The sequence below is a fragment of the Gardnerella sp. C0684A1 genome, assembly GCF_055326835.1.
The window spans coordinates 53,886-74,428 of record NZ_JBLTSX010000006.1 but is presented as its reverse complement, the minus strand read 5'-3'; the positions used below and the strand labels follow the sequence as shown (position 1 = coordinate 74,428).

The following is a 20,543-nucleotide window of genomic DNA, read 5'->3' as shown; positions in this document are numbered from 1 at the left end:
GTAGAGTATAGCCAATCTTCTGACATTTTGTGTTACGAGTTTTTTAAAAAAATGTGTATATCAACTTTTGTTATTCGGTATTTACGCTAAAAAGCTACAATTCATTATTAAAAAATCAACATACAGAAAATTTTTTAGTTAAAATCATATAAAAAACAAAATATTTTACTTTTTTTGATTTTTTCAAGATTGAACGAAAAAAATCGCGCATGTCGACATGACACACGCGATTTTTCTAAACCTAAATTCTTATAAACAAATGTTTAGATAAACAAACAAATGCTAGTTCAGAATACTTGGAACATCATCAAAATTATCTTCTTCAGAAAGAATAATACGCTGACGATGCTTCTCAACAGTAGGATCTGGAATTGGCACAGCACTAATCAGAGCCTTTGTGTACGGATGCTGAGGATTATCAAACACAGCATCAGTCTCACCAGATTCCACAATTCGCCCGTGATACATAACTGCAATACGGCTAGAAATGTGACGAACTACAGCCATATTATGAGCCACGAACAAATAAGCAACACCAAGCTTATCTTGCAAATCCTCAAGCAAGTTGATAATACCTGCCTGAATAGAAACATCCAATGCAGATACAGGTTCATCGAGAAGAAGCAACTTAGGGTTCACAGCCAAAGCGCGAGCAATAGCGATACGCTGACGTTGACCACCAGAGAACTGAGTTGGGAATCTATCAACCTGATCTGGATTCAACTCAACCAACTGCATAAGCTCCGCAATACGATCACGAATCTCATCCCTTGACTTATGCTGCACATGTAAAGGCTCAGCCAAAATATCGTAAACAAGCATACGAGGATCAAGTGAGCTCATAGGATCCTGGAACACGTACTGAATCTTAGAGCGAAGAACTCGCTTTTCATCGCGAGTGAGCTTATCGTTCAGATCAGTGCCAAAAACGCGAATAGAACCAGACTCAGGCTTCTTTAAGCTCATAATCTCCATTAACGTGGTGGACTTTCCAGAACCAGACTCACCCACCAAAGCCACAGTCTCACCTTCGCGAACTTCAAGACTTACGTCATTAACTGCGCGAACTTCACCAACTTTACGACGTAAGAAACCGCCGCCAGTTACAGGGAAAGTTTTAACTAAATGCTTTACATCCAGCACGATATCTCTCTGCTCACGAGGAATACCATCAAAAATAGGCTTAATCGGCGTTTCAGTTTCTTCACGCATCAAGCTACGAACAGTTTCACTTTCAGCCTCAAGACCAATCATGGAGCTATCGTCACCGGACTTTTCGCTTTCAACAAGCATATCCATAGTTGGCTTAGAAATTGGCGTCAAGCGACGAGTACGCTTCTGATCAACGCGAGGAACAGCACCAAGCAAACCAATGGTATAAGGCTGAGTTGGGTGAGCAAAAATCTCTTCTACGCTATTATGCTCAACCAAATGTCCTGCATACATAACAATAACTTCATCAGCAACACCGGCGATAACACCTAAATCGTGAGTAATGAAGATCATTGCAGCACCAGTTTCACGCTGTGCTTTCTTCAAAACATCCAAAACCTGAGCCTGAATAGTAACATCCAAAGCAGTAGTAGGCTCATCAGCAATAATAATATCTGGATTGTTAGCAATAGCCATAGCAATCATAACGCGCTGACGCATACCACCAGAAAACTCATGAGGGAAAGCTTTCAAACGTTCCTCTGGTCTAGTAATACCTACCAAATTTAGAAGCTCAATAGAACGTTCGCGAATCTGCTCCGCAGTCATATGAGGATTGTGGATTACAAGAGCTTCCTTAAGCTGATCTCCAATAGAGAAAACTGGAGTAAGTGCAGAAAGAGGATCCTGGAAGACCATAGCAATATTCTTGCCACGAATCTTACTCATCTCAAGATCAGTCTTTGTTAAAAGTTCTTCGCCCTTGTAAGTCACAGAACCTTTAACTGATGAGTTCTTATCGAGAAGACCCATAACTGCCAAAGAGGTAACAGACTTACCGGAACCAGATTCACCAACAATACCAATCGTTTTACCACGGTACAAATCAAAATTCATACCTTGAACGGCATGTACAGTACCAGCTTCAGAAGCGAAGCTAACCTGCAAATCACGCACAGAAAGCAAAGGCTGATCTTCGCTCCAAGCATTTTCTTCAGATACAGAATCATCTGAACCGTCAGCTGCTTTAAGATCAACAGAATCAGCATCTTCAGAAGTAAGTTGAGACTCAGTGTTCTTATCTTCCATCTTATCTTTTTCCTTCATATCTTCATTCAACATATCTGCAGTCATAAACACACCCCCAAATATGCTTTACTCGGCCTTACCAACAGACTTGGAGTAAGGATCGATAGCATCACGAAGACCGTCGCCAATAAGCTGAACAGAAAAAGTGAGCAAAACTAGCACAACAGAAGGAGCCAAAATAATCCAAGGAGAAGTCTGCACGCTAGCCTGACCAATCTTAAGCAATGTGCCCAATGAAGTATCAGGAGCTTTAATACCAAGACCCAAGAAGCTTAATGCTGTTTCACCGTTAATAGCACCAATAACACCAAGAACTGTATTAATAATCAAAACAGATCCCAAGTTTGGCACCAAATGACGAACAATAATGCGGAAGGAAGAAACACCTTCGAACTTAGCTGCACGAATATACTCGCGCTCTCTCAAACTCAAAGTCAGAGTTCGAAGAGTACGAGCGTAACCGATCCAACCAAAAGCAGTTAAACCGAAAGTAAGCCATAGCCAATCATTGCCGTCGCTAGCAGCTCCAGTAAACAAAGCAATAAGCAAGAAGGAAGGAACAATAAGAAGCATATCCAAAATCCACATGCCAACTTGTTCGAACCAACCTTCAAAGTATGAAATTGCCGTACCAACAAGAGCAGCAATAATCGTAATAGTAATTGAGCTTACAATACCAATTGATAATGAGCGACCCAAGCCTCGCACAACCATAGCGTACATATCCGATCCACCAGTAGTTGTACCAAGCCAATGTTCCGAAGAAGGCGGCTGATCAAGAGACTCAAAATCAGGATCGTCGTAACTCCACTTAGAGAACGCAGAACCAAAAATAGCGAAAATAATCAAAATAATCAGCATAATCAAGCCGACTACTGCAGACGGGCGCCTAAAGAAACGGCGCGTATACAGCGTCATCTTGCCAGTACGCTTAAAATTCTTCCAAGGACTTGCAGCAGTTGCTTTATTTTCACTAGACGCTTTAACGTCATTATCAACCGCAGCAACAGAATCTACAGAATTTACAGAATCCTCAACAGAGCCGTCAGTAATATTCAAATCTTCATTAACTTCAAGCTCTTCTGGCTTGTTAGATTTACCAAATTTTTTCATAACAATTCACCTACTGTACTGCAATCAGCTCAAACGAATACGAGGATCAAGCCAAGCAGAGAATATATCTGCAAGCAAGGCACCAACTAAAGTACACACAGCACCAAATGCAGCAATAGCAACAGCACCATTAATATCGTTATTAGAAATAGTTTGTACGAAATAGCTTCCAAGACCATTAATTGCAAACACAGATTCGGTAATAACAGCGCCAGTGAACACACCTGCAATCGAGAATGCAACATCAACAGCAGTAGGAATTAAAGAAGTACGCAAAGCATGGCGGCGAATAGCCTTATTAAGTGGCAATCCTTTAGCACGAGCAGTACGCACATAATCAGCATTCATAGTATCGAGCAAATAAGTACGCTGAGTTAAGTGATAACCAACCATGCCAGGAATTGTCATAACAATAGTTGGCAAAATTAAATGCTGTAAGAAATCAACAATATACATGAATGGATCAGAACCTTGATACGAATGCAATCCAGTCACATAGAAAATGCGAAAATCTGAAAGATCATTTAAGTTAATAGCCGCAATAACAACAAGCAAGCCAAGCACTGCAGCAGGAACAACTAGCAAGAATGTTGCAATAGAATTAAGAACACGATCTTGCCACTTGTACTGACGAATAGCAGTATAAACACCAATGCTTACACCGAAAATTATGCCAAGTATTGTAGCTCCAGTAACCAGCTGCACTGATGCGCTAATACGATAAGAAATAGCACCGGTAACAGGAGCTTGATCTGGGCTTAATCCCCAATCCCAGCGAGTAAGAATACCTTTCAACCAGCGGAAATAGCGCACAAAAATAGGAGTTTGATCGTTAATATTCGCCAAATCAAGAGAACGATTAATGGAATTAATAGGAGGATGCGGATGCCTAGACATGTAATTAGAACGCGGACACATAAAAGCACTCGCTAAGAAATACGTCATAGATGTTGCAACAAACAACATCACAACATAGTTCAGGCACCGTTTAACGATGTATCGAATCATTGTGACTCTTTTCTCCGCCTAATTTCGTTCACTAGCAAGTCGCGAATTGCGGAAAATTCGCTCATGCCGACTTATTTATACAGCAACACACGCAAAAAGACGCGCAAAACTGACCCCTTACATAAGGGACATGATTAGTACATTCTTAGACAAGCTATGTACAAAATGCGAAAACAGAAAATATTTTACTTAGCGATTTTGTGCGTATATCTCTTTTAAAAATCATTATTTAAAATATAATTCAGTAACAAGTAAGTGCAAAGAAATGGCGGAATATCAAAGTTTTAACAATATTTTTATTAGTATGAACATAGTAGTTTTTACGCACTAATCGAAACAAAATTGCTATTGCTATACATGAAAACGCAAAATATTAAAACCGTAAAAAATTCAAAATTTACTAAATATAACAGAATATTCCCCACAATTTTACATTTTTTTCAAAATTAGTTACGCCTATTTTTATAAATGCCGTAAATGAGACAAAAACAAAACGCGCATAAGGCATTATTCGGGCTACAATAACTCTTATTCATACATTGCTAATACGTCGCTGGCACTGCCAATGATCCGTACAAACAAAAGGAGTTAAGGAAAACTTATGGCTGAAAACGTCAAAGCAGTAACACTTGAACACGTAAATTCCTACTCAGAGCACTTCAACGAACAGCGCGCTAATCTTCTAGCCGCGAATGCATCTGTAGCAAACGGAGTGCTAAAAGCAGCCACTAGCTACCAAGCACAGCGTAAACTTCAACGAGAATTCTCTGTAGAGCTTAAGCAAGGAAGCATCACTAACCAGCTTCATTCAGGTCGCTGCTGGATGTTTGCTTCACTTAACACATTACGTTACGAGTTAATGCACAAGTGGAATTTAGACGACTTTGAGTTTTCAGAAAGCTATCTGTTCTTCTGGGACAAGATTGAAAAAGCAAATGCATACCTTGAAAACGTTTTAGACACATTAGATGAGCCAATTGATAGCAGACTCTTCCAAATTATCAACGAAGGACCAATCGACGACGGCGGTTGGTGGCAGATGTTTGTCAACCTTGTAAACAAGTACGGGCTTGTACCAAAGTCAGCTTATCCAGATTCGCAGAATGCTACCGATTCCGACACATTCGTACAGTATATTAACAGCAAGTTGCGCGAGTTCGCTGCAGAACTGCGAGAAGCCCACAAGAATGGTACTTCTTTGGAAGAGTTGCGAGAAATGAAAGTTCGCGACTTGGAAACCGTATATCGCATGACTGCTATTGCACTAGGCGAACCACCAGAGCGTTTTGATTTTATTGCGCGCACAAAAGACGACGAAGACGAAGATAAAAAAGACGGAAAGAAAGACGAAAAGTCTGAAAATAGCGAAAAGTCTGAAGATAAGAAAGATAAAAAAGAAGAAAAACCAAAGACTGGTAAAGACGATCGCCCTATGATTTGCGAAATCGGAATTACACCTCTAGAATTCGCTAAAAAGTACGTGCCAGTTGACGTAAACGATTTCGTTACTTTAAGCAACTCCCCTATGGAACGCACTCCATTTAATAAGCTGTATCAAATCAAATACAGCACAAACGTTGCTGAAACAAAAGGAATGGAATTCGTAAACGTTCCAATCGATGTATTCCGAAAAGCAGCTGTAGCGCAGCTCAATGCAGGTCATCCAATTTGGTTTGCCTGCGATTGCACTCAGTTCTCTTTGCGAGAAACGGGTTTCTTCGATCCTGCAGTTGTTCGCGTTGACGAACTTTTCGACGTGAAATTCAACTTCACAAAGGCTCAGGGACTAGAATACATGGACAGTCCAAGCAACCATGCAATGACCTTCACTGGTGTGAACATCAATAAAGATGGCGAGCCAGATCGTTGGAAGATTGAAAACAGCTGGGGCAAAGATGCTGGAGAAGACGGTTACTATGTTGGTTCTGCTGCATGGTTTGACCGCTATGTGACTGAAATCATCATCAATAAGAAGTATCTCGATGAGGAAACTCTCGAAATTCTGAAACAAGAGCCTGTAATGGTAGAACCTTGGGAACCACTTACTAAGCGTTGCAACTGAAGTAACTAAAGCGACTGAAGTAATTAAATTAACTGAAGTTTTAAAATTACGAATTTAACAAAAGCGTAGATTGCGATTAGCGATCTGCGCTTTTTAATTAGTTCTAGCTAACTTTAGTTAGTTCTATTTGATAAAAACTATTTGATAAAAAAGAAGCCCGGCGGGAAGAGATAAAACCCGCCGGGGCAGAGAGAAAGAGAGAAGAAGGTTTCAGTTATGGGGTTCGAAAACGAACCTCACTGGCAGCGAACCACCAGCATTTTTTATTATAACAACATACTTTATGAAAAACTATACTAAAACACAAAAATTTTCTTAATTTTTTTATTTTTTCTAAGAAATTCCTGCTTCTAGTTATCTTCGTCACATTTTTGCAAAGTTTCTTGCGCTTTTTCGAACCTTTCTTTTTCGACACGCCTACGCTCAGCTAATGCAGTTTCGAAACGATCAAGCTCTTCCTGCACTGCTTCCTTAGGAATTTTTGCAAAAATCGGCTCTGGCTTTGGAACAGGAGTGCCGACAACTAGCTCCTCACTCTCCCAAGGATGCACGGTCTCGCCCAAACGATAATCACCAGTAATAATCGGATAATTAAACCCAGGCTTATCAAGATCCTCAACTTCTTCAATATGAGGCAACGGCGAGAACACACCTGTACCGCCAAGAGCTTCCCAAACTTTTTGCGCAGAATGAGGCAAGAATGGTGCAAGGAGATGATTAGCATCAGACACGGCTTGAGCTGCAACATGCAAAACAGTACCAAGTCGAGCTTCATCATCCTTAATCTTCCAAGGCTCAGTGGCAGAAATATACTTATTGATATCAGCTACCACTCGCATAGCTTCAGTCAAAGCATTCTTCTGACGATGACGCTCAATAAGACCACCAACTACTTCGAAGGAATCAGAAGTTTGATCAAGAAGAGCACGATCCATAAGAGTCATTGAATCTTCATCAAGAGGCGGAATAGCGCCAAAATTCTTATGTATAAGATTAGCAACGCGGTTTACCAAATTACCCCAGCTGGCAGCAAGTTCCTCATTGTTATGACGCACAAACTCAGCCCAAGTAAAATCTGCATCCGACATTTCAGGACCAGCTATAGAAATGTAGTAACGAACCGCATCTACAGGATAACGCGACAAAATATCTTTCACGTAAATCACAATTCCGCGAGAAGAACTAAACTTCTTGCCTTCCATAGTCATAAACTCTGAAGCCACAACCTGCTCAGGCATATTAAGCGGACCGTAAACTCCAACTTCTCCACCTTTAGAACCTGCACCATTGTAAGCAAGCATTTCAGAAGGCCAGATCTGAGAGTGGAAAGTAATATTATCCTTACCCATAAAGTAATAGCCAGGAGACTTTGGATCACACCACCAGTCTCTCCAAGCATCCGGCTTGCCTTGTCTACGCGCCCATTCGATAGAGGCAGACAAGTAACCAATTACAGCATCAAACCACACGTACAAACGCTTGTTAGGGTTATCTACCCAACCTTCTACAGGAACAGGAATACCCCAATCAATATCTCGCGTAATCGCACGCGGCTTAACTTCCTTGAAAAGACCAATCGAGAAATTGATAACGTTAGTACGCCAACCATCTCGAGAATTTAACCAACTCAAATTAGCATCAGCTAAAGCAGGCAAATCTAAGAAATAGTGCTCCGTTTCTTCAAAACGTGGAGTTTCTCCGTTAATTTTAGATACAGGATTAATAAGTTCGTCCGGATCAAGTTCGTTTCCGCAAGCATCACACTGATCTCCGCGAGCGCCATCAGCGCCACAAAGAGGACATGTACCTTCAATATATCGATCTGGAAGAGTACGTCCTGTAGAAGGAGAAATTGCTACCTTCTGAGTGCCCTTATATATGTAGCCGTTCTTCAAGCATTGACGGAACATCTCCTGCACAACATGCTCATGGTTTCCGGTTGTTGTGCGCGTGAATAAATCGTAACTCAATCCCAAATCGCATAAATCTTTTGTAATTACTCGATTGTAACGATTCGCAAGTTCTTGAGCAGAAATTCCTTCTTTATCTGCCTCAACCAAAATCGGCGTGCCGTGCTCGTCTGTTCCAGACACCATTAACACGTCATTACCCTTCATACGCTCATAGCGCGCGTACACGTCCGAAGGTACCCCAAAGCCTGCAACGTGACCAATATGACGGGGACCATTAGCGTATGGCCAAGCAACATTCACCAAAATATGACTCATAGCCCAATATTATCTTGTTCAGCGCGGACAGTGCTACTAGGTAATACTATTTTCTTACATAATTATTTAATATTTTTGAAGATAAAATGCGATTTTGCGCAGAGAAAATTAAGTTATGCACATATCCACATTTTTATAAATAAAAGTAGCGTACTCGAGAAAAAATTTTTAATCTATTACAACTAAGATTTTTTAGCCGAAATTAACTGAACGCAAAATAAACGCGATAACTAAGAAGGAATAAAACCACATGCAATAAGACGAAACATAGAGGGGGAAATTATGTTAGAAGCAAAAATAGATTCAATAATGCTTAACAGCGTACGTGAGAACATAAGCAAAACGGATACAGATATAATTCCTGCTTTAATGGACACAACTCATTTACCAGGTCCATTGTGTGTTAATAAACTTTCCAAATATGGAGCTATAAATCAACTCACATCGCAAAGTGGCTACTCATTCCAACACGCTAATTCTGTAATAGGAAGAAGCGAAATCATTATGAAAATACTTCATAACAAAGGCACAATATGTCTTTTTACTGCTGCCTGGATATGGATTGGAGGAGATTTTCCCGAAAATATAGACATTATTGCCTATAGCAACTATCGCAGAAAAACGCATGACAGATCTATACGCATGTTTCACAGAAAAATATCTGCAAAAGAGTGCAATACCGTGGGGAAATTACATATTACAACACCAATACGCACAGTGTGCGATATAGCTTTTACGCCGTCTGAAAGTCCACAAGAAGAATTATTTAGGCAGCAAACAGTTCATATTCTAATGGAACAGTACGGTATACGCTTCTACGATTGCTTGCATATTTTTCAAGAAAACCCATATTTTCCAGGAGCATCTATGGCAAAAATTTGGTTAAAAAAGGTAATGCAAGATGACTATGAAATAAATACTAAAAAGCAAGTACTGGGGGTAAAAATATGCAGAAAACACAAAATTTAAAATTAAATATTCCACCCAAGCCGCCTATAGTGCTAACTCCTCAAGTAGCATGCAATCCAGATACTCCGACTACAATACTCTGGCATATAGCAGAAAATGTACCTTCTCTACGTAAATGGGTAATTGCTAACCCTTCTGCAGATGCTCACATGCTGGAATACATATCGCAAAAAGGCGGTCCTGATGTACGCCACAGCTTAGAAGTACTGTTTGCTGCATACGATTATGCGCAATCAAACAGTTAGGTAAAGCAAGAAAGTAATTTTAAGACTAATCGTCGCTTTTTTGAGACAAGCACTCTGCATAAACTTGCTTACGGTTAGCAAAAGAACCGTCTGAAAGTGGATGCTCTTTTACTACGCGAGTAATTGCATCTTTAATACGAATACCATTAGTTTCAGAACAGCTGATAGCAAGTTGCGCAAGCTCAGATACAGTAATCTCAGAAGAATCTTCACGTATTTCTTCATCACTAGCACCAGCGACTACCAAAACAATTTCTCCTCGAGGAGGATCTGATAGAACACCATCGTGAATTTCTTGCACAGTGCCACGCCTTATTTGCTCAAAATCTTTCGTAAGCTCACGGCACAATGCCATGCGTCTATTAGGACCAATAATAGACAATATGTCTTGCATGCTTTCGGCAATTCTGTGAGGGGTTTCATACCAAACTATAGTGCGACGCTCGGCTTTACATGCACGCAAATGCTGTTGACGTTCACCTGATTTTCTAGGCAAAAAACCTTCATAGCAGAATCGATCTGTTGGCAAACCCGACAACGCAAGCGCATCTAATACAGCACTAGGTCCAGGAGCGCACGTAACAGGCAAATCCCTGTCTATTGCGCGACGAACTATTGCCAAACCAGGATCATTGATAGTTGGCATTCCAGCATCAGAAACAACTAAAACAGTGGAACCTTGCTCAACCTCATCTAAAATACCATCTGCTTTATTGCGCTCATTGTGATCATGGTATGCGACTACTCTCCCGTTTACACGAACTCCCAAACGATTAGCCAAATCGTAGAGCCTGCGCGTATCTTCAGCAGCAACCAAGTCTGCAGTTTCAAGCAATCGTATTAGACGCGCAGAAGCATCACCCATATTACCGATTGGAGTAGCAGCCAAAACTACTTTACCGAATCTACTGTTACTATGGTCATCACTTGAAAAATCTTTTTCTTCCCCACTTTTTTCGCTTAACGCAAATTCTCCGAAGGATTCGTTGCAATCAGGCAACTGATCAGCTTCTTCACAATGATTATCACTCATAATAATGCTTTCTAATAAAGTTTCGGAATATTTTACTTACCACAGCTAGTACGTTTACTATCAAACATAATACTTTGTGCACATTATGAGCAGCAAACTCGTAAACGATTTTATAAAACTTCGCAACACAATTTATTACGCATAAAAATATAAAAAATATAAAAATATGATTAAGTAAAAAATATATGTATATAGAAGATTATGCTTATGTATTAGCACTTAAGTACTCAAAATCAATTACGAAAGTAAAAGAAACAAAAGAGTAAAAGAGGCACACATGAAAATTATTGAGCAAAAAATACAAGGCATTGACGGAAGTTCAGCAACACTTACCGGATATGTTATTGACAATAGTGATGAGATAGATCCTGAACGCACTCGTCCAGCTGTTTTAATTCTGCCTGGCGGCGGATTTGCTATAGTTTCTGACCGCGAATCTGAGCCAATTGCATTACAATTTGCGAGCGCAGGATTCCAAGCTTTTGTTCTGAAATATTCGATTGTACCTAGCAGCCACCCAACACAGCTTCTTGAAGTAGCGCAAGCGATGAAACTAATTCGCGATAACGCTGATGCTTGGCACGTAAACCCTAATGCTGTTGCTATTCTAGGCTTCTCTGCAGGCGGACAGGTTGCAGCAAATATAGCAACTACAGCTAGTGACAGTGTGGAAGAAGAACACGGTTATAATGCAGACAGCGTGAGACCAAATGCACTTATGCTAGCTTACCCTGTAATTACTGCCGGCGAGTGGGGGCACAAGCCAAGTTTTGCAAGGCTGATAGGAGACGTAAGCGAAAAGCGTCACGAAGAATTAGTAGAAGAATTATCTATGGAAAAACATGTTGACGCTAAAACACCTCCAGTATTTGTGTGGCAGACTGTTACTGACCAGGTTGTGTCTGTTAAAAATTCAATTATGTTTATTGACGCATGCGTAAGTGCTGGAGTAAGCGTCGAAGCGCATTTATTCCCGAACGGTCCGCACGGATTGGCTCTTGCAAGTAAAGAAACAGCTAAGCCGGGAACTGAAGCTAATTTTGTACAAACTAATGTGCAAAAGTGGGTTCCGCTTGCTTGCGATTGGCTACATAGGATTTTTGAAAAGTAAAATATTAAATAATTACAGCAGAAATCAATATTTATTATCAAATAATATTGCCCGCAAGGAATTTAATCCTACGCGGGCAATATTTTTAATCACATAAACGCGTTAAATATAACGCATCAGATATAACGCGTCACACGATTTTTGGCATTGGAGTCGTAAGAGAAGCAGTAAGATTAACCTGCACTACTCCAGCACCAGCGTGAACTTCAACTTTTTTCAAAGTAACAGTTCGTTCCTCTAGAGGCTTACGATCGTCATCTGTCATAGTTGCAGGAGATTTCACAGCTACAAGTACAAGGTCGTTAAATTCTACGCCAGCTTTTGAGCACAAATCTTCAGCTTCTTCAACAGACTTAGCAAAGCCATCCTTCTCAACAACTCGATCTTTTGGAACACCATAAGATTCTTCGCATACTAATTCGATGCGATTACGCAAATCTTTTCCACGGTAACTTTCAGGAATGCTTTTAACTGCAGGAACTTCTGACGAAATTACAGACACAAAATCATCAAGCTGATTCGCTAAACCATCGCCACCGTCGCGGAACAAATTTCCAACAATAGGACTACGGAAGCCAAGATCTTCAGCTTGTTTACGCAATGCTGGAATCTTACTATCTTCACCCTCCCACAAATTAATAAGAGGGAATGTAGGAATATGCAAAGACTCAAGATGCTCAACATGGAACGGGTAACGCCAAGCTAAATCTGGGTCATCGCACCAAGTTGTGGCTCGTGTAACAACAACTGCGGCAGAAGGCCACTTAGCACCAAACTCGCGAGAAGCAACATCAAGCCATTTTTGTGCACCAGCATCCGTACCGTATCCTGCTTCAACTACAACAACATCATGCTCAGCACAAGCCATCTCAACGCTAACCAAGCTTGGAATTCCAAGAGAAACATTGGCAAATGGGCCACAATGAATATAAATTGGAGAACCATTAACAGTGGTAGTTTTTGCAGGTTTTACAGCGTCGGAAAGAATATTAGTAATTCTCCACAAATCGACAAAATTGCCAAACTTAACAGGATTACCGTCTTTTGTTCCAGCAATCATTGAAGATACGCGACGAGAAATCTCATCCATACTGCGAGATAACACAACAATCTGCATAAGTTCGCATGTTGGCGTTAATACCATTCTCTCCGGAACAGTTCCCTTACCAAGATCAACAGCAATACTACGCAACGAACGCGAAGGAACTTCACTTACTCGCGGAACTATAACAGTATCAAGCAAACCCTCATCAATTGCTTTTTCAGCAAACGACACAAGAAGGTTCTGCGCGCAAGCAATAGCAGCCATTTCTCCACACAAGCCCCAATCGATCAACTCAGGGTGAGAAAGTGAAGATTTACCGCCGCCAGAAGCGCCTCCTTTTGATCCAGCTGCTGTAATACCCATGCTCGGCTGACGCAATACTGCAGCTGCATCAATTCCGCGTTCACGCAACGCATCAACAAGCGCAATTGTTGTAGTTGTTTTGCCTTCACCGCGGGAAGCTTTTAACGGAGTATCTGCAGTAACAAGTACGATTTTGCCATGTTTTCTTGGAAGCTCTGGATGCTTGTCAAGATAATCCATAAATCCGAAAGCATCAATTTTTTCAACCAACCCAAACGGTGTAGTAAATGAATCAAGAATGCTCATGTTCCCCACTTTCATAGGCATAAAACGCATAATAACTAGCGCAGATAATGTGTAAGTGAACAAGATTTATACTATACGAACGCATGGGCGCAGCATAGTCACATTAACTTATTAATATGCGCGTTATTAGTAACATCTATAACAAGATAACAAAAGATAACAAAAGTGCCTTCCGCATGAAATAAAAAGTTCATTTCTTAGGAAAGCACTTAAGTTACTAAATTATTTTCGCAAGTTTTCTGTATCAAATCAAATTATTTACAAGAAAACTTATTTAATTACATTTCAGTGATCGGAACGATTAAAACCATTCTTCATACGCATGCTAGTGATGTACAGCACTGTATCAAGCAAAGAATCTGTTTCTTTCTTCAACTTTGCTGCCATATCGTCGTTTGCTCCAGCCAAAGCTTCACGCACTTTGTCGTTACGAAGCTCGGCAATAATAGCTTCAGGATCGCGAACTAAATCATCGTAATCTTCGCCTTCATCACCTTCACGTTCTGGCTCGTAATCCTTCAAAGAAACGCCAAGAAGATCTGCCACGGCAGCATCCGTAGACTTAACCATTGCGTGACCAAGAGAACCGACAACTTCCTGGTAGCGCTCAATCGCGTTTGCAGTGTCGTTAAAAGCGGCATCTGCAAGAGCTGCGATAATGCGATTCTCCCAATAGAAGTTTTCGCTTGTTACGCGAGTAGTCGTATCTTCCAAATACTTTGGAGTGCGATTTACGTTCGGATAGAACGGCACAAGCGCATTAAACGGGTTAGAGCCGTATGCCATCCACTGAATCGCGCGGAACGCTTCCGGCACGTAAGGGCGGATTTGAATTACAGCTAATTGACTTTGACGATTGATGCCGATTGGACGGAAAAGATGACGAGTATGCTCATCGCCAAGCTTGCCGTAAGGATCATATTCGGTGCCCTGATAGTGAGAGCTTAAAACGTACTTAATATCCTCAACTGTAACTTTGCGCTCAGACTGGCGAGCCCAAGGAATATCGTTGCTATCTGGCTTATGGTCAGCGTCCTTACCATCCCACACTTCGTCATAAGGATTCAAGAAACGCTCCATAAACCATGCGCGAGGAGTGTTGTACACGTGGTCGGCATCCGAATGAGAGCCGAAAGCGTCGCGAGGGTTAAACGGAGAAGCGTTTTCAACCGACAAATCCAAGTGATTTTCTTCAATAAACTCAAGCAAATCAGCCGAGCACATATGCTCTTCTTGGTCTCCCAAAGCGTCTTCCAAATCAAACTCGTCGATTCCAAGCTGGTTTGGCATAACAACATAAGCTTCATCTGGTACGCGCTTAGCAATCCAGTGGTGTCCGCCAACAGTTTCCATCCACCAAATCTCGTTTACGTCCGAGAACGCAACGCCGTTCATCTCGTAAGTGCCGTACTTTTCGAGCAATGCACCCAAACGCTCAACACCTTCGCGAGCGCTACGAATATAAGGCAAAACAAGCGTTAAGAAATCTTCTTCGCCAATTCCACCAGGCACTTCCGGCTTGTAGTCAGCATCTGAAACTTTGCCTTGTTCTTTTTGAAGCTCAACCATTGGGTCTGCGCCTAACACGCGCTCATTGGATGTAAGCGTTTCAGTTGCGCTCATTGCAACGTTTGCTTCGTTAACGCCAGCTTCTCCCCAAATTCCTTCGCGCAAGTCTGCGTTTGGCACGCTTGTGTATTGCATTGGATTATCCGGCAACTCAACTGTTACGTGGCTAAGAACAGACTTATAAACGCGAGGCTGATCTTCTGGCTTTACTACTACTAAACGCTTTGGATTAAATTCGCCATTTGCGGAGTCTTCGTTACGCGCAATAAGCGTAGATCCGTCGTAGCTTGCTTTTCGACCAACAAGAATTGTTGTGCATGCCATATTTGCATCCCCTGTTTTTAGGTTTTTATTTTTTAGATTTATATTTATTACTGTTTGATTCTAACGCTTAGGCGTTAACTGCTCCCCTAATTGGTTGAGCTTACGCTTGCGTTTAGGCTTTACCAGTAAGGAACATGCCGCCAGCATCTACACCTGAAGTTACGTTTCTTACTTCGCGTAACAATTCATTCATATAGAATCCAGGCTTAAGATTTGGCAAAGGCTTTTCTGTACCAAAAACTTCAAACATGTATTCGTGATCTTTATCAGGAGGCTGCGGGCCGTTGTAACGCATAGTAATTGCTGGATCAGTGCAACCAATAAATCTGCTTGCTTGCGAGTTACGGCCTTGAAGCGCTTCTGGAATCATAGAAGTCATTGTGCGAGAAAAATCTTCCGGTATTTGCAAAGCGTGAGAATCGTTAAAATCAAACATTAACGCTTCAACAGGCACGTTTGCAGCAGTCCAGTGAATCCACTCAAAACCGCATACTGGAATTGCGTCGTCGTCAACAAAACGCCAATGCAAATAATGCACAAAAGATGGCATATTATCAACGTAAAACGGGAAAGAAACTACCGGAACTCCGCTGATCTTATTCTGCTCCGGCGCAGCTTTAGAATAATCATCTGGAATAGTAGTGAAATCTGTAGAAATATTCATACTTTAAGTATCTACTATTAGACAGAGCGAATCAACTTAAAATAATTATTTACAAATTTCAATGACTATTTTTCTTAGCATTTTGCTGCTTCTGTTTAATTTCTTCCACAAACTTAGCGTGAGCTACGGCCGGCATCCAGCCTTTATTTACTACATTAACCTGCCAAATGCACGCAATAGCAAAAAATAGCAGAGCAAAAATTATTAAAGCAACAGAACCTTCAAAAGCACCGAAATTAGCAAAATTACCAACTAATGTACCAACCCAACCAAAATCAGCATCAGCAAAAGTAGAATTCGCTAAACCAAATGATCCCATAACAGTGAGCAGCATTGCCGGAAGGAAAGTAATAATCAAACCGTTAACAAAACCACCAACTAAAGCACCTCTGCGACCGCCAGTAGCATTACCAAACACTCCAGCACCACCGCCGTCAAAGAAATGAGGAACCATACCAGGAAGAATTAAAGCCAAACCCCATACAGGTCCAAGCCAAACCGCAATAACTGCAAGAGCAACAAGTCCTCCAAAAAGAGAAGACAAAAAACCAATCAAAGAAGCGTTAGCAGCATACTGAAACACAATAGGAACATCCAAAGCTGGGCGAGCACCAGGAACAACCTTTCTAGCAATACCCTGGAATGCTGGAACAAGCTCACCCAAAATAATGCGAACGCCATAAAGAATAATGCTCACACCAATACCAAATTGCAAAGCCTGAGCAAAAGCAGCCATAAGAAAATCACTGTAATCCTTAGGCTTAGAAGAAAAGATTTTCAAAACTTCCTTCATCGGCAGAACTATAGAAGACCACACCGCAAACACTAAGTAGAGAACAATCATAAGCAATGTAGTTGATAGCATGGAATCACGCAAAAAACTTAAGCTTTTAGGGAAATTAATATCCTCAGTAGATTTAGACTTCTTACCAACTGCAGTGCCTACAGCTCCGGAAATTATGTAGCTTAAAGAATTAAAATGCCCAATTGCAATATTGTCACTGCCAGTTATGCGGCTCATAAAAGGCTGCGCAAAAGCAGGCAAAGAAACCATAGCGGTCGCCATAATAACAGAGCCAACAATCACAATAAGTATCTGATTGGCAGTCCCAAACCCAACAGATAGCACAACAGACATAAGAACCGACATAAATACAATATGATGGCCGGTTAAGAAAATATATTTAAGAGGCGTAAAACGGGCGGCAAGAAGCATTAAAACGAAGCTTAAAACGATCATGTAAGCAGATGTAGAACCAATATAAGCTGAACCTACACCATGCTGGTTGTAAGCTTGTGCAGTAATAACCTCGTTTGTGGGGACAACACCGTGAGCGCCAGTGCATTTGAATACTAAAGCGCCAAATGGGGAAAGCGCAGAAACCACAACTCCAGCACCAGCACCAAGAATAAGATAGCCCATAGCAGCTTTCAATCCGCCAGCAATAACTTGACCAGCGTTACGTTTCAAAGCAATCAAACCTATTGCAGCTATAATTCCAATCAAATATGCTGGAACATTCAAAATTTGTTTGCTTATGAAACACAAAATCTGAACAGCAATGTCCATATCTTGCTTCTTTCTGCTATCTTCTTACGTATACGCTTACGTAGGTAAACAGAAATTCACCTAAAGCGTTCAAGATTTCACAGCCATGCGAGCTAAGACTTTCACGTCTCAGCAAACGCATAGCAGTGAACTCATGTTAATAAAACTACTCGTAGCGCTTAAGCACTTCCTTAATCTCTTCAACATCCATAAAGTTTTCAATACTTTCTACAGGTGTTGACGTGCCTTTAAGCTCCGATGCCAACTGAGGTGAAGTCATAACCACATCATTCATGTTTGCAGTGCCTTTAGCGCTGCCAACATCTGAAGTAGTTACAGACACATCCATACCAAGGTCTTCAGCAGCAGCCTCAACACTAATCTTGAGTAGCACTGAAGTACCAATCCCGTTACCGCATACGCACAGGATATTCATATCATCCTCGTTTCTATTAACTTTTAAAACTTTTAAAAACTCTCACAATTCCAGCGAGCGTACTCAGCTTTGAAGAATCGCACGAATCTTCTCCGCACTGTCGGCCTTAGACAGCGCGTCCAATTTTGCCGGTTCAGTAAGCGCAGCCGCAATCGTAGACATAACACCAACGTGCTCATTGTCATCGTGACCAGCGAGGCCAATCACCAGAGAAACTGGATCATTTGCGGCATTACCGAACTTCACTGGACTGCTAAGCCGAATCCAACTTAAACCACTTTTTAGTACCGCCTTTGACGGCCGTGAATGCGCCAGCGCTAAGCCTGGAGCAATCACTACGTAAGGCCCCATGCTTTCCACGGTATTAATCATCTCGTCAGTGTATACATTAGTCGTAAAACCTGCTTCTCGCAAAGCATCACCTGCTAAACGAATTACACTGCGCCAATCTTTTGCTTGCACATCAAGTTTAACAGCAATATTCGGAAGCAGCGAATTAATGTCTACACTCATACATTTCCTCCATAACCTACTTATAATAGCCGCCCAATATATTTGCTAATAAACACGAACTCTAATCTTGCATAACAGAGCTATACCACTCCCCAGAAAGCGCTGCACAAGCCTGCTCATAAGCTTGCTGCAATGTAACATTTGAAAGCTTAAAACGCACGTCATCTAAAGCAGCAGGTGTCATAGAAAGCGAAGTAACGCCTAAACCTACCAAAACAACAGCGAGATTAGGATCAGCAGCAGCCTCTCCACAAACACAAACAGGCGTGTTATGTAACTTACCAGCATCAACAATCATTTTTATAGCGCGCAAAACAGCAGGATGCCAAGTAGTCTGATAGTTAGCTACAGAACCTAAAGTTCTATCAGCAGCAAGCAAATACTGAGTTAAATCGTTCGTACCGATTGAAATAAAATCAGCAATTTGAGCGACTTCATCCGCCATAAAAGCGATCGAAGGAACTTCCGCCATAATACCGACTTTTTTCAAACCTTTAGATTTTCCAAGTTTAACAAAATACTCAGTTTCTTGCTCGTCTGCAACCATAGGAGCCATAACACACAAATCAGAATTTGTTACAGAATTTGCTCGAGAAAGAGCTTCCAACTGACCTTCTAAAACGTCACGATGCTTGCACAATGTGCGCAAACCACGAAGACCTAAAGCAGGATTTGGTTCGTTTCCTGAAGCTAGGAAAGGAAGAGGCTTGTCTGCTCCTGCGTCGAGCAGTCGGATAACAACTTGCTTACCTTCAAATTTTGATAAAAGACTCACATATGCATCAGTCTGCTCATCGATACTAGGAGGCTTCTCGTTGCCGATAAACAAAAATTCTGTACGAAACAATCCAACACCCTCAGCACCATATTCGCAAGCAATACCAGCACCTTCAGGAGTGCCAACATTAGCCAACAACGGAATCTTATGCCCGTCACTGGTGCAGCCGCACATACCTCGAAGATCCTTGGCACGACTTTTACGTTCTCTTGCCTCACGTAATCTTTCAAGCTCATCTTCAGTAGGATCTGCAATAACAACACCGTTTGCAGCATCAACCAAAACCATTTGATTATTTTGCAAAACTGAAGATTCTTTTACTCCAACAACTGCCACGATCCCTCGAGCACGAGCAATAATAGCCGTATGACTAGTTGGACCTCCTTCACTAGTAACAACAGCTAAAACTTTCGTAAGATCTAAAGAAGCAGTATCTGCTGGAGAAATATCTTGAGCTACTAAAACAAAAGGCTCATCACTTTCCGGTATTCCAGGAGCTTCAACACCCAACAGTATGGCAATAACTCTTTGACAAATATCATGTAAATCTCTTACGCGTTCAGCAACATATCCGCCTAAACTGCGCAAAGTTTCTTCAAAACCAGCAAAACCTTCCCATACTGCTCTAGCAGCAGTTTTTCCGTCCAATACTGAATTATTAATTGCAGAATAAAGAGCAGGATCAATTGCAATCTGAGCGAGTGCTTGCATAATAGCAGCAGCTTTCTTACCAGCTTCATCCCCTTTTAACGCTGCCCTAGCGCAAGTTTTAAGATACTCACTGACAGTGCGTAAAGCGTTCTGCACATTTTGCATAACTTCTTCAACTGATTCATCAGACGAACGTGGCGTATCGTTCGGCTCCGCTATAGGCTGACCCATTCGCAATACTTTGCCAGCAGCCATTTCGCGACCTATACCTACGCCTGTAAGCCTCATTGAAACTCCTTAATCACCCAACTCATAAAACATACATTAGTAAAATATTTATACAACTTAAACGCAACTAGATAAATTTTCGCCATATTACGCTATGTTTGGAATTG

The 20,543-nt window shown here is 41.3% G+C and carries 16 protein-coding genes; 4 read left to right on the top strand and 12 right to left on the bottom strand.

The window, feature by feature from the left end; all coding sequences use genetic code 11:
* Positions 1–282: 282 nt before the first annotated feature.
* Genes ACNEUN_RS06110 through ACNEUN_RS06100 form a run of 3 tightly spaced genes read right to left on the bottom strand, consistent with a single transcriptional unit; the run spans position 283 to position 4,362 of the window.
* Complete coding sequence (locus tag ACNEUN_RS06110) at positions 283–2,286, bottom strand: ABC transporter ATP-binding protein (RefSeq protein WP_427876193.1); 2,004 nt, start codon at positions 2,284–2,286, stop codon at positions 283–285.
* Positions 2,287–2,307: 21 nt separating this feature from the next.
* The gene (locus ACNEUN_RS06105; protein ID WP_463631531.1) at positions 2,308–3,354 is read right to left on the bottom strand and encodes an ABC transporter permease; all 1,047 of its coding nucleotides are present in this window, start codon (positions 3,352–3,354) and stop codon (positions 2,308–2,310) included.
* A 24-nt stretch (positions 3,355–3,378) separates the two neighbouring features.
* Entirely contained in the window at positions 3,379–4,362 is a 984-nt protein-coding gene (locus ACNEUN_RS06100; protein WP_463631530.1) for an ABC transporter permease, read from the bottom strand.
* Positions 4,363–4,963: 601 nt separating this feature from the next.
* Between ACNEUN_RS06100 and ACNEUN_RS06095 the strand changes: the two genes are divergently transcribed.
* Entirely contained in the window at positions 4,964–6,424 is a 1,461-nt protein-coding gene (locus ACNEUN_RS06095) for a C1 family peptidase (protein ID WP_463631528.1), read from the top strand.
* A 350-nt stretch (positions 6,425–6,774) separates the two neighbouring features.
* Here ACNEUN_RS06095 and metG read toward each other — a convergent pair whose 3' ends face one another.
* Entirely contained in the window at positions 6,775–8,652 is a 1,878-nt protein-coding gene (gene metG, locus ACNEUN_RS06090) for a methionine--tRNA ligase (protein WP_463631527.1), read from the bottom strand.
* 282 nt (positions 8,653–8,934) lie between these two features.
* Between metG and ACNEUN_RS06085 the strand changes: the two genes are divergently transcribed.
* Complete coding sequence (locus ACNEUN_RS06085) at positions 8,935–9,621, top strand: hypothetical protein (protein ID WP_463631526.1); 687 nt, start codon at positions 8,935–8,937, stop codon at positions 9,619–9,621.
* A complete protein-coding gene (locus ACNEUN_RS06080) occupies positions 9,600–9,866 on the top strand; it encodes a variant leucine-rich repeat-containing protein (protein WP_463631525.1) in 267 nt (88 codons plus the stop codon). Before ACNEUN_RS06085 ends, ACNEUN_RS06080 begins: the two co-directional genes overlap by 22 nt.
* Before the next feature lie 25 nt (positions 9,867–9,891).
* On the opposite strand, the gene rsmI is transcribed toward ACNEUN_RS06080, so the two are convergent.
* Positions 9,892–10,731: a 16S rRNA (cytidine(1402)-2'-O)-methyltransferase gene (gene rsmI, locus ACNEUN_RS06075; protein WP_463631542.1), complete on the bottom strand. Its 840-nt coding sequence runs from the start codon at positions 10,729–10,731 to the stop codon at positions 9,892–9,894.
* A 445-nt stretch (positions 10,732–11,176) separates the two neighbouring features.
* Here rsmI and ACNEUN_RS06070 point away from each other — a divergent pair, with 445 nt between their 5' ends.
* Positions 11,177–12,010, top strand: coding sequence for an alpha/beta hydrolase (locus tag ACNEUN_RS06070; protein ID WP_463631524.1), 834 nt, complete (start codon positions 11,177–11,179; stop codon positions 12,008–12,010).
* A gap of 130 nt (positions 12,011–12,140) precedes the next feature.
* On the opposite strand, the gene ACNEUN_RS06065 is transcribed toward ACNEUN_RS06070, so the two are convergent.
* The 7 genes from ACNEUN_RS06065 to ptsP all read right to left on the bottom strand — a co-directional run bounded on the left by ACNEUN_RS06065 (position 12,141) and on the right by ptsP (position 20,436).
* The gene (locus ACNEUN_RS06065) at positions 12,141–13,664 is read right to left on the bottom strand and encodes a formate--tetrahydrofolate ligase (RefSeq protein WP_463631540.1); all 1,524 of its coding nucleotides are present in this window, start codon (positions 13,662–13,664) and stop codon (positions 12,141–12,143) included.
* 285 nt (positions 13,665–13,949) lie between these two features.
* The gene (locus ACNEUN_RS06060) at positions 13,950–15,557 is read right to left on the bottom strand and encodes a C69 family dipeptidase (RefSeq protein ID WP_463631522.1); all 1,608 of its coding nucleotides are present in this window, start codon (positions 15,555–15,557) and stop codon (positions 13,950–13,952) included.
* Between the two features lie 112 nt (positions 15,558–15,669).
* Positions 15,670–16,221 (bottom strand): YbhB/YbcL family Raf kinase inhibitor-like protein, encoded by a 552-nt coding sequence (locus ACNEUN_RS06055; RefSeq protein WP_463631520.1) that lies wholly within the window; start codon positions 16,219–16,221, stop codon positions 15,670–15,672.
* A 58-nt stretch (positions 16,222–16,279) separates the two neighbouring features.
* On the bottom strand, positions 16,280–17,791 hold the full coding sequence (locus ACNEUN_RS06050; RefSeq protein WP_463631519.1) for a PTS ascorbate transporter subunit IIC: 1,512 nt from the start codon (positions 17,789–17,791) through the stop codon (positions 16,280–16,282).
* 145 nt (positions 17,792–17,936) lie between these two features.
* A complete protein-coding gene (locus tag ACNEUN_RS06045) occupies positions 17,937–18,206 on the bottom strand; it encodes a PTS sugar transporter subunit IIB (RefSeq protein ID WP_427876171.1) in 270 nt (89 codons plus the stop codon).
* A gap of 63 nt (positions 18,207–18,269) precedes the next feature.
* Entirely contained in the window at positions 18,270–18,719 is a 450-nt protein-coding gene (locus ACNEUN_RS06040) for a PTS sugar transporter subunit IIA (protein ID WP_463631518.1), read from the bottom strand.
* 61 nt (positions 18,720–18,780) lie between these two features.
* Positions 18,781–20,436, bottom strand: coding sequence for a phosphoenolpyruvate--protein phosphotransferase (gene ptsP, locus ACNEUN_RS06035; RefSeq protein ID WP_463631516.1), 1,656 nt, complete (start codon positions 20,434–20,436; stop codon positions 18,781–18,783).
* Positions 20,437–20,543 lie beyond the last annotated feature (107 nt).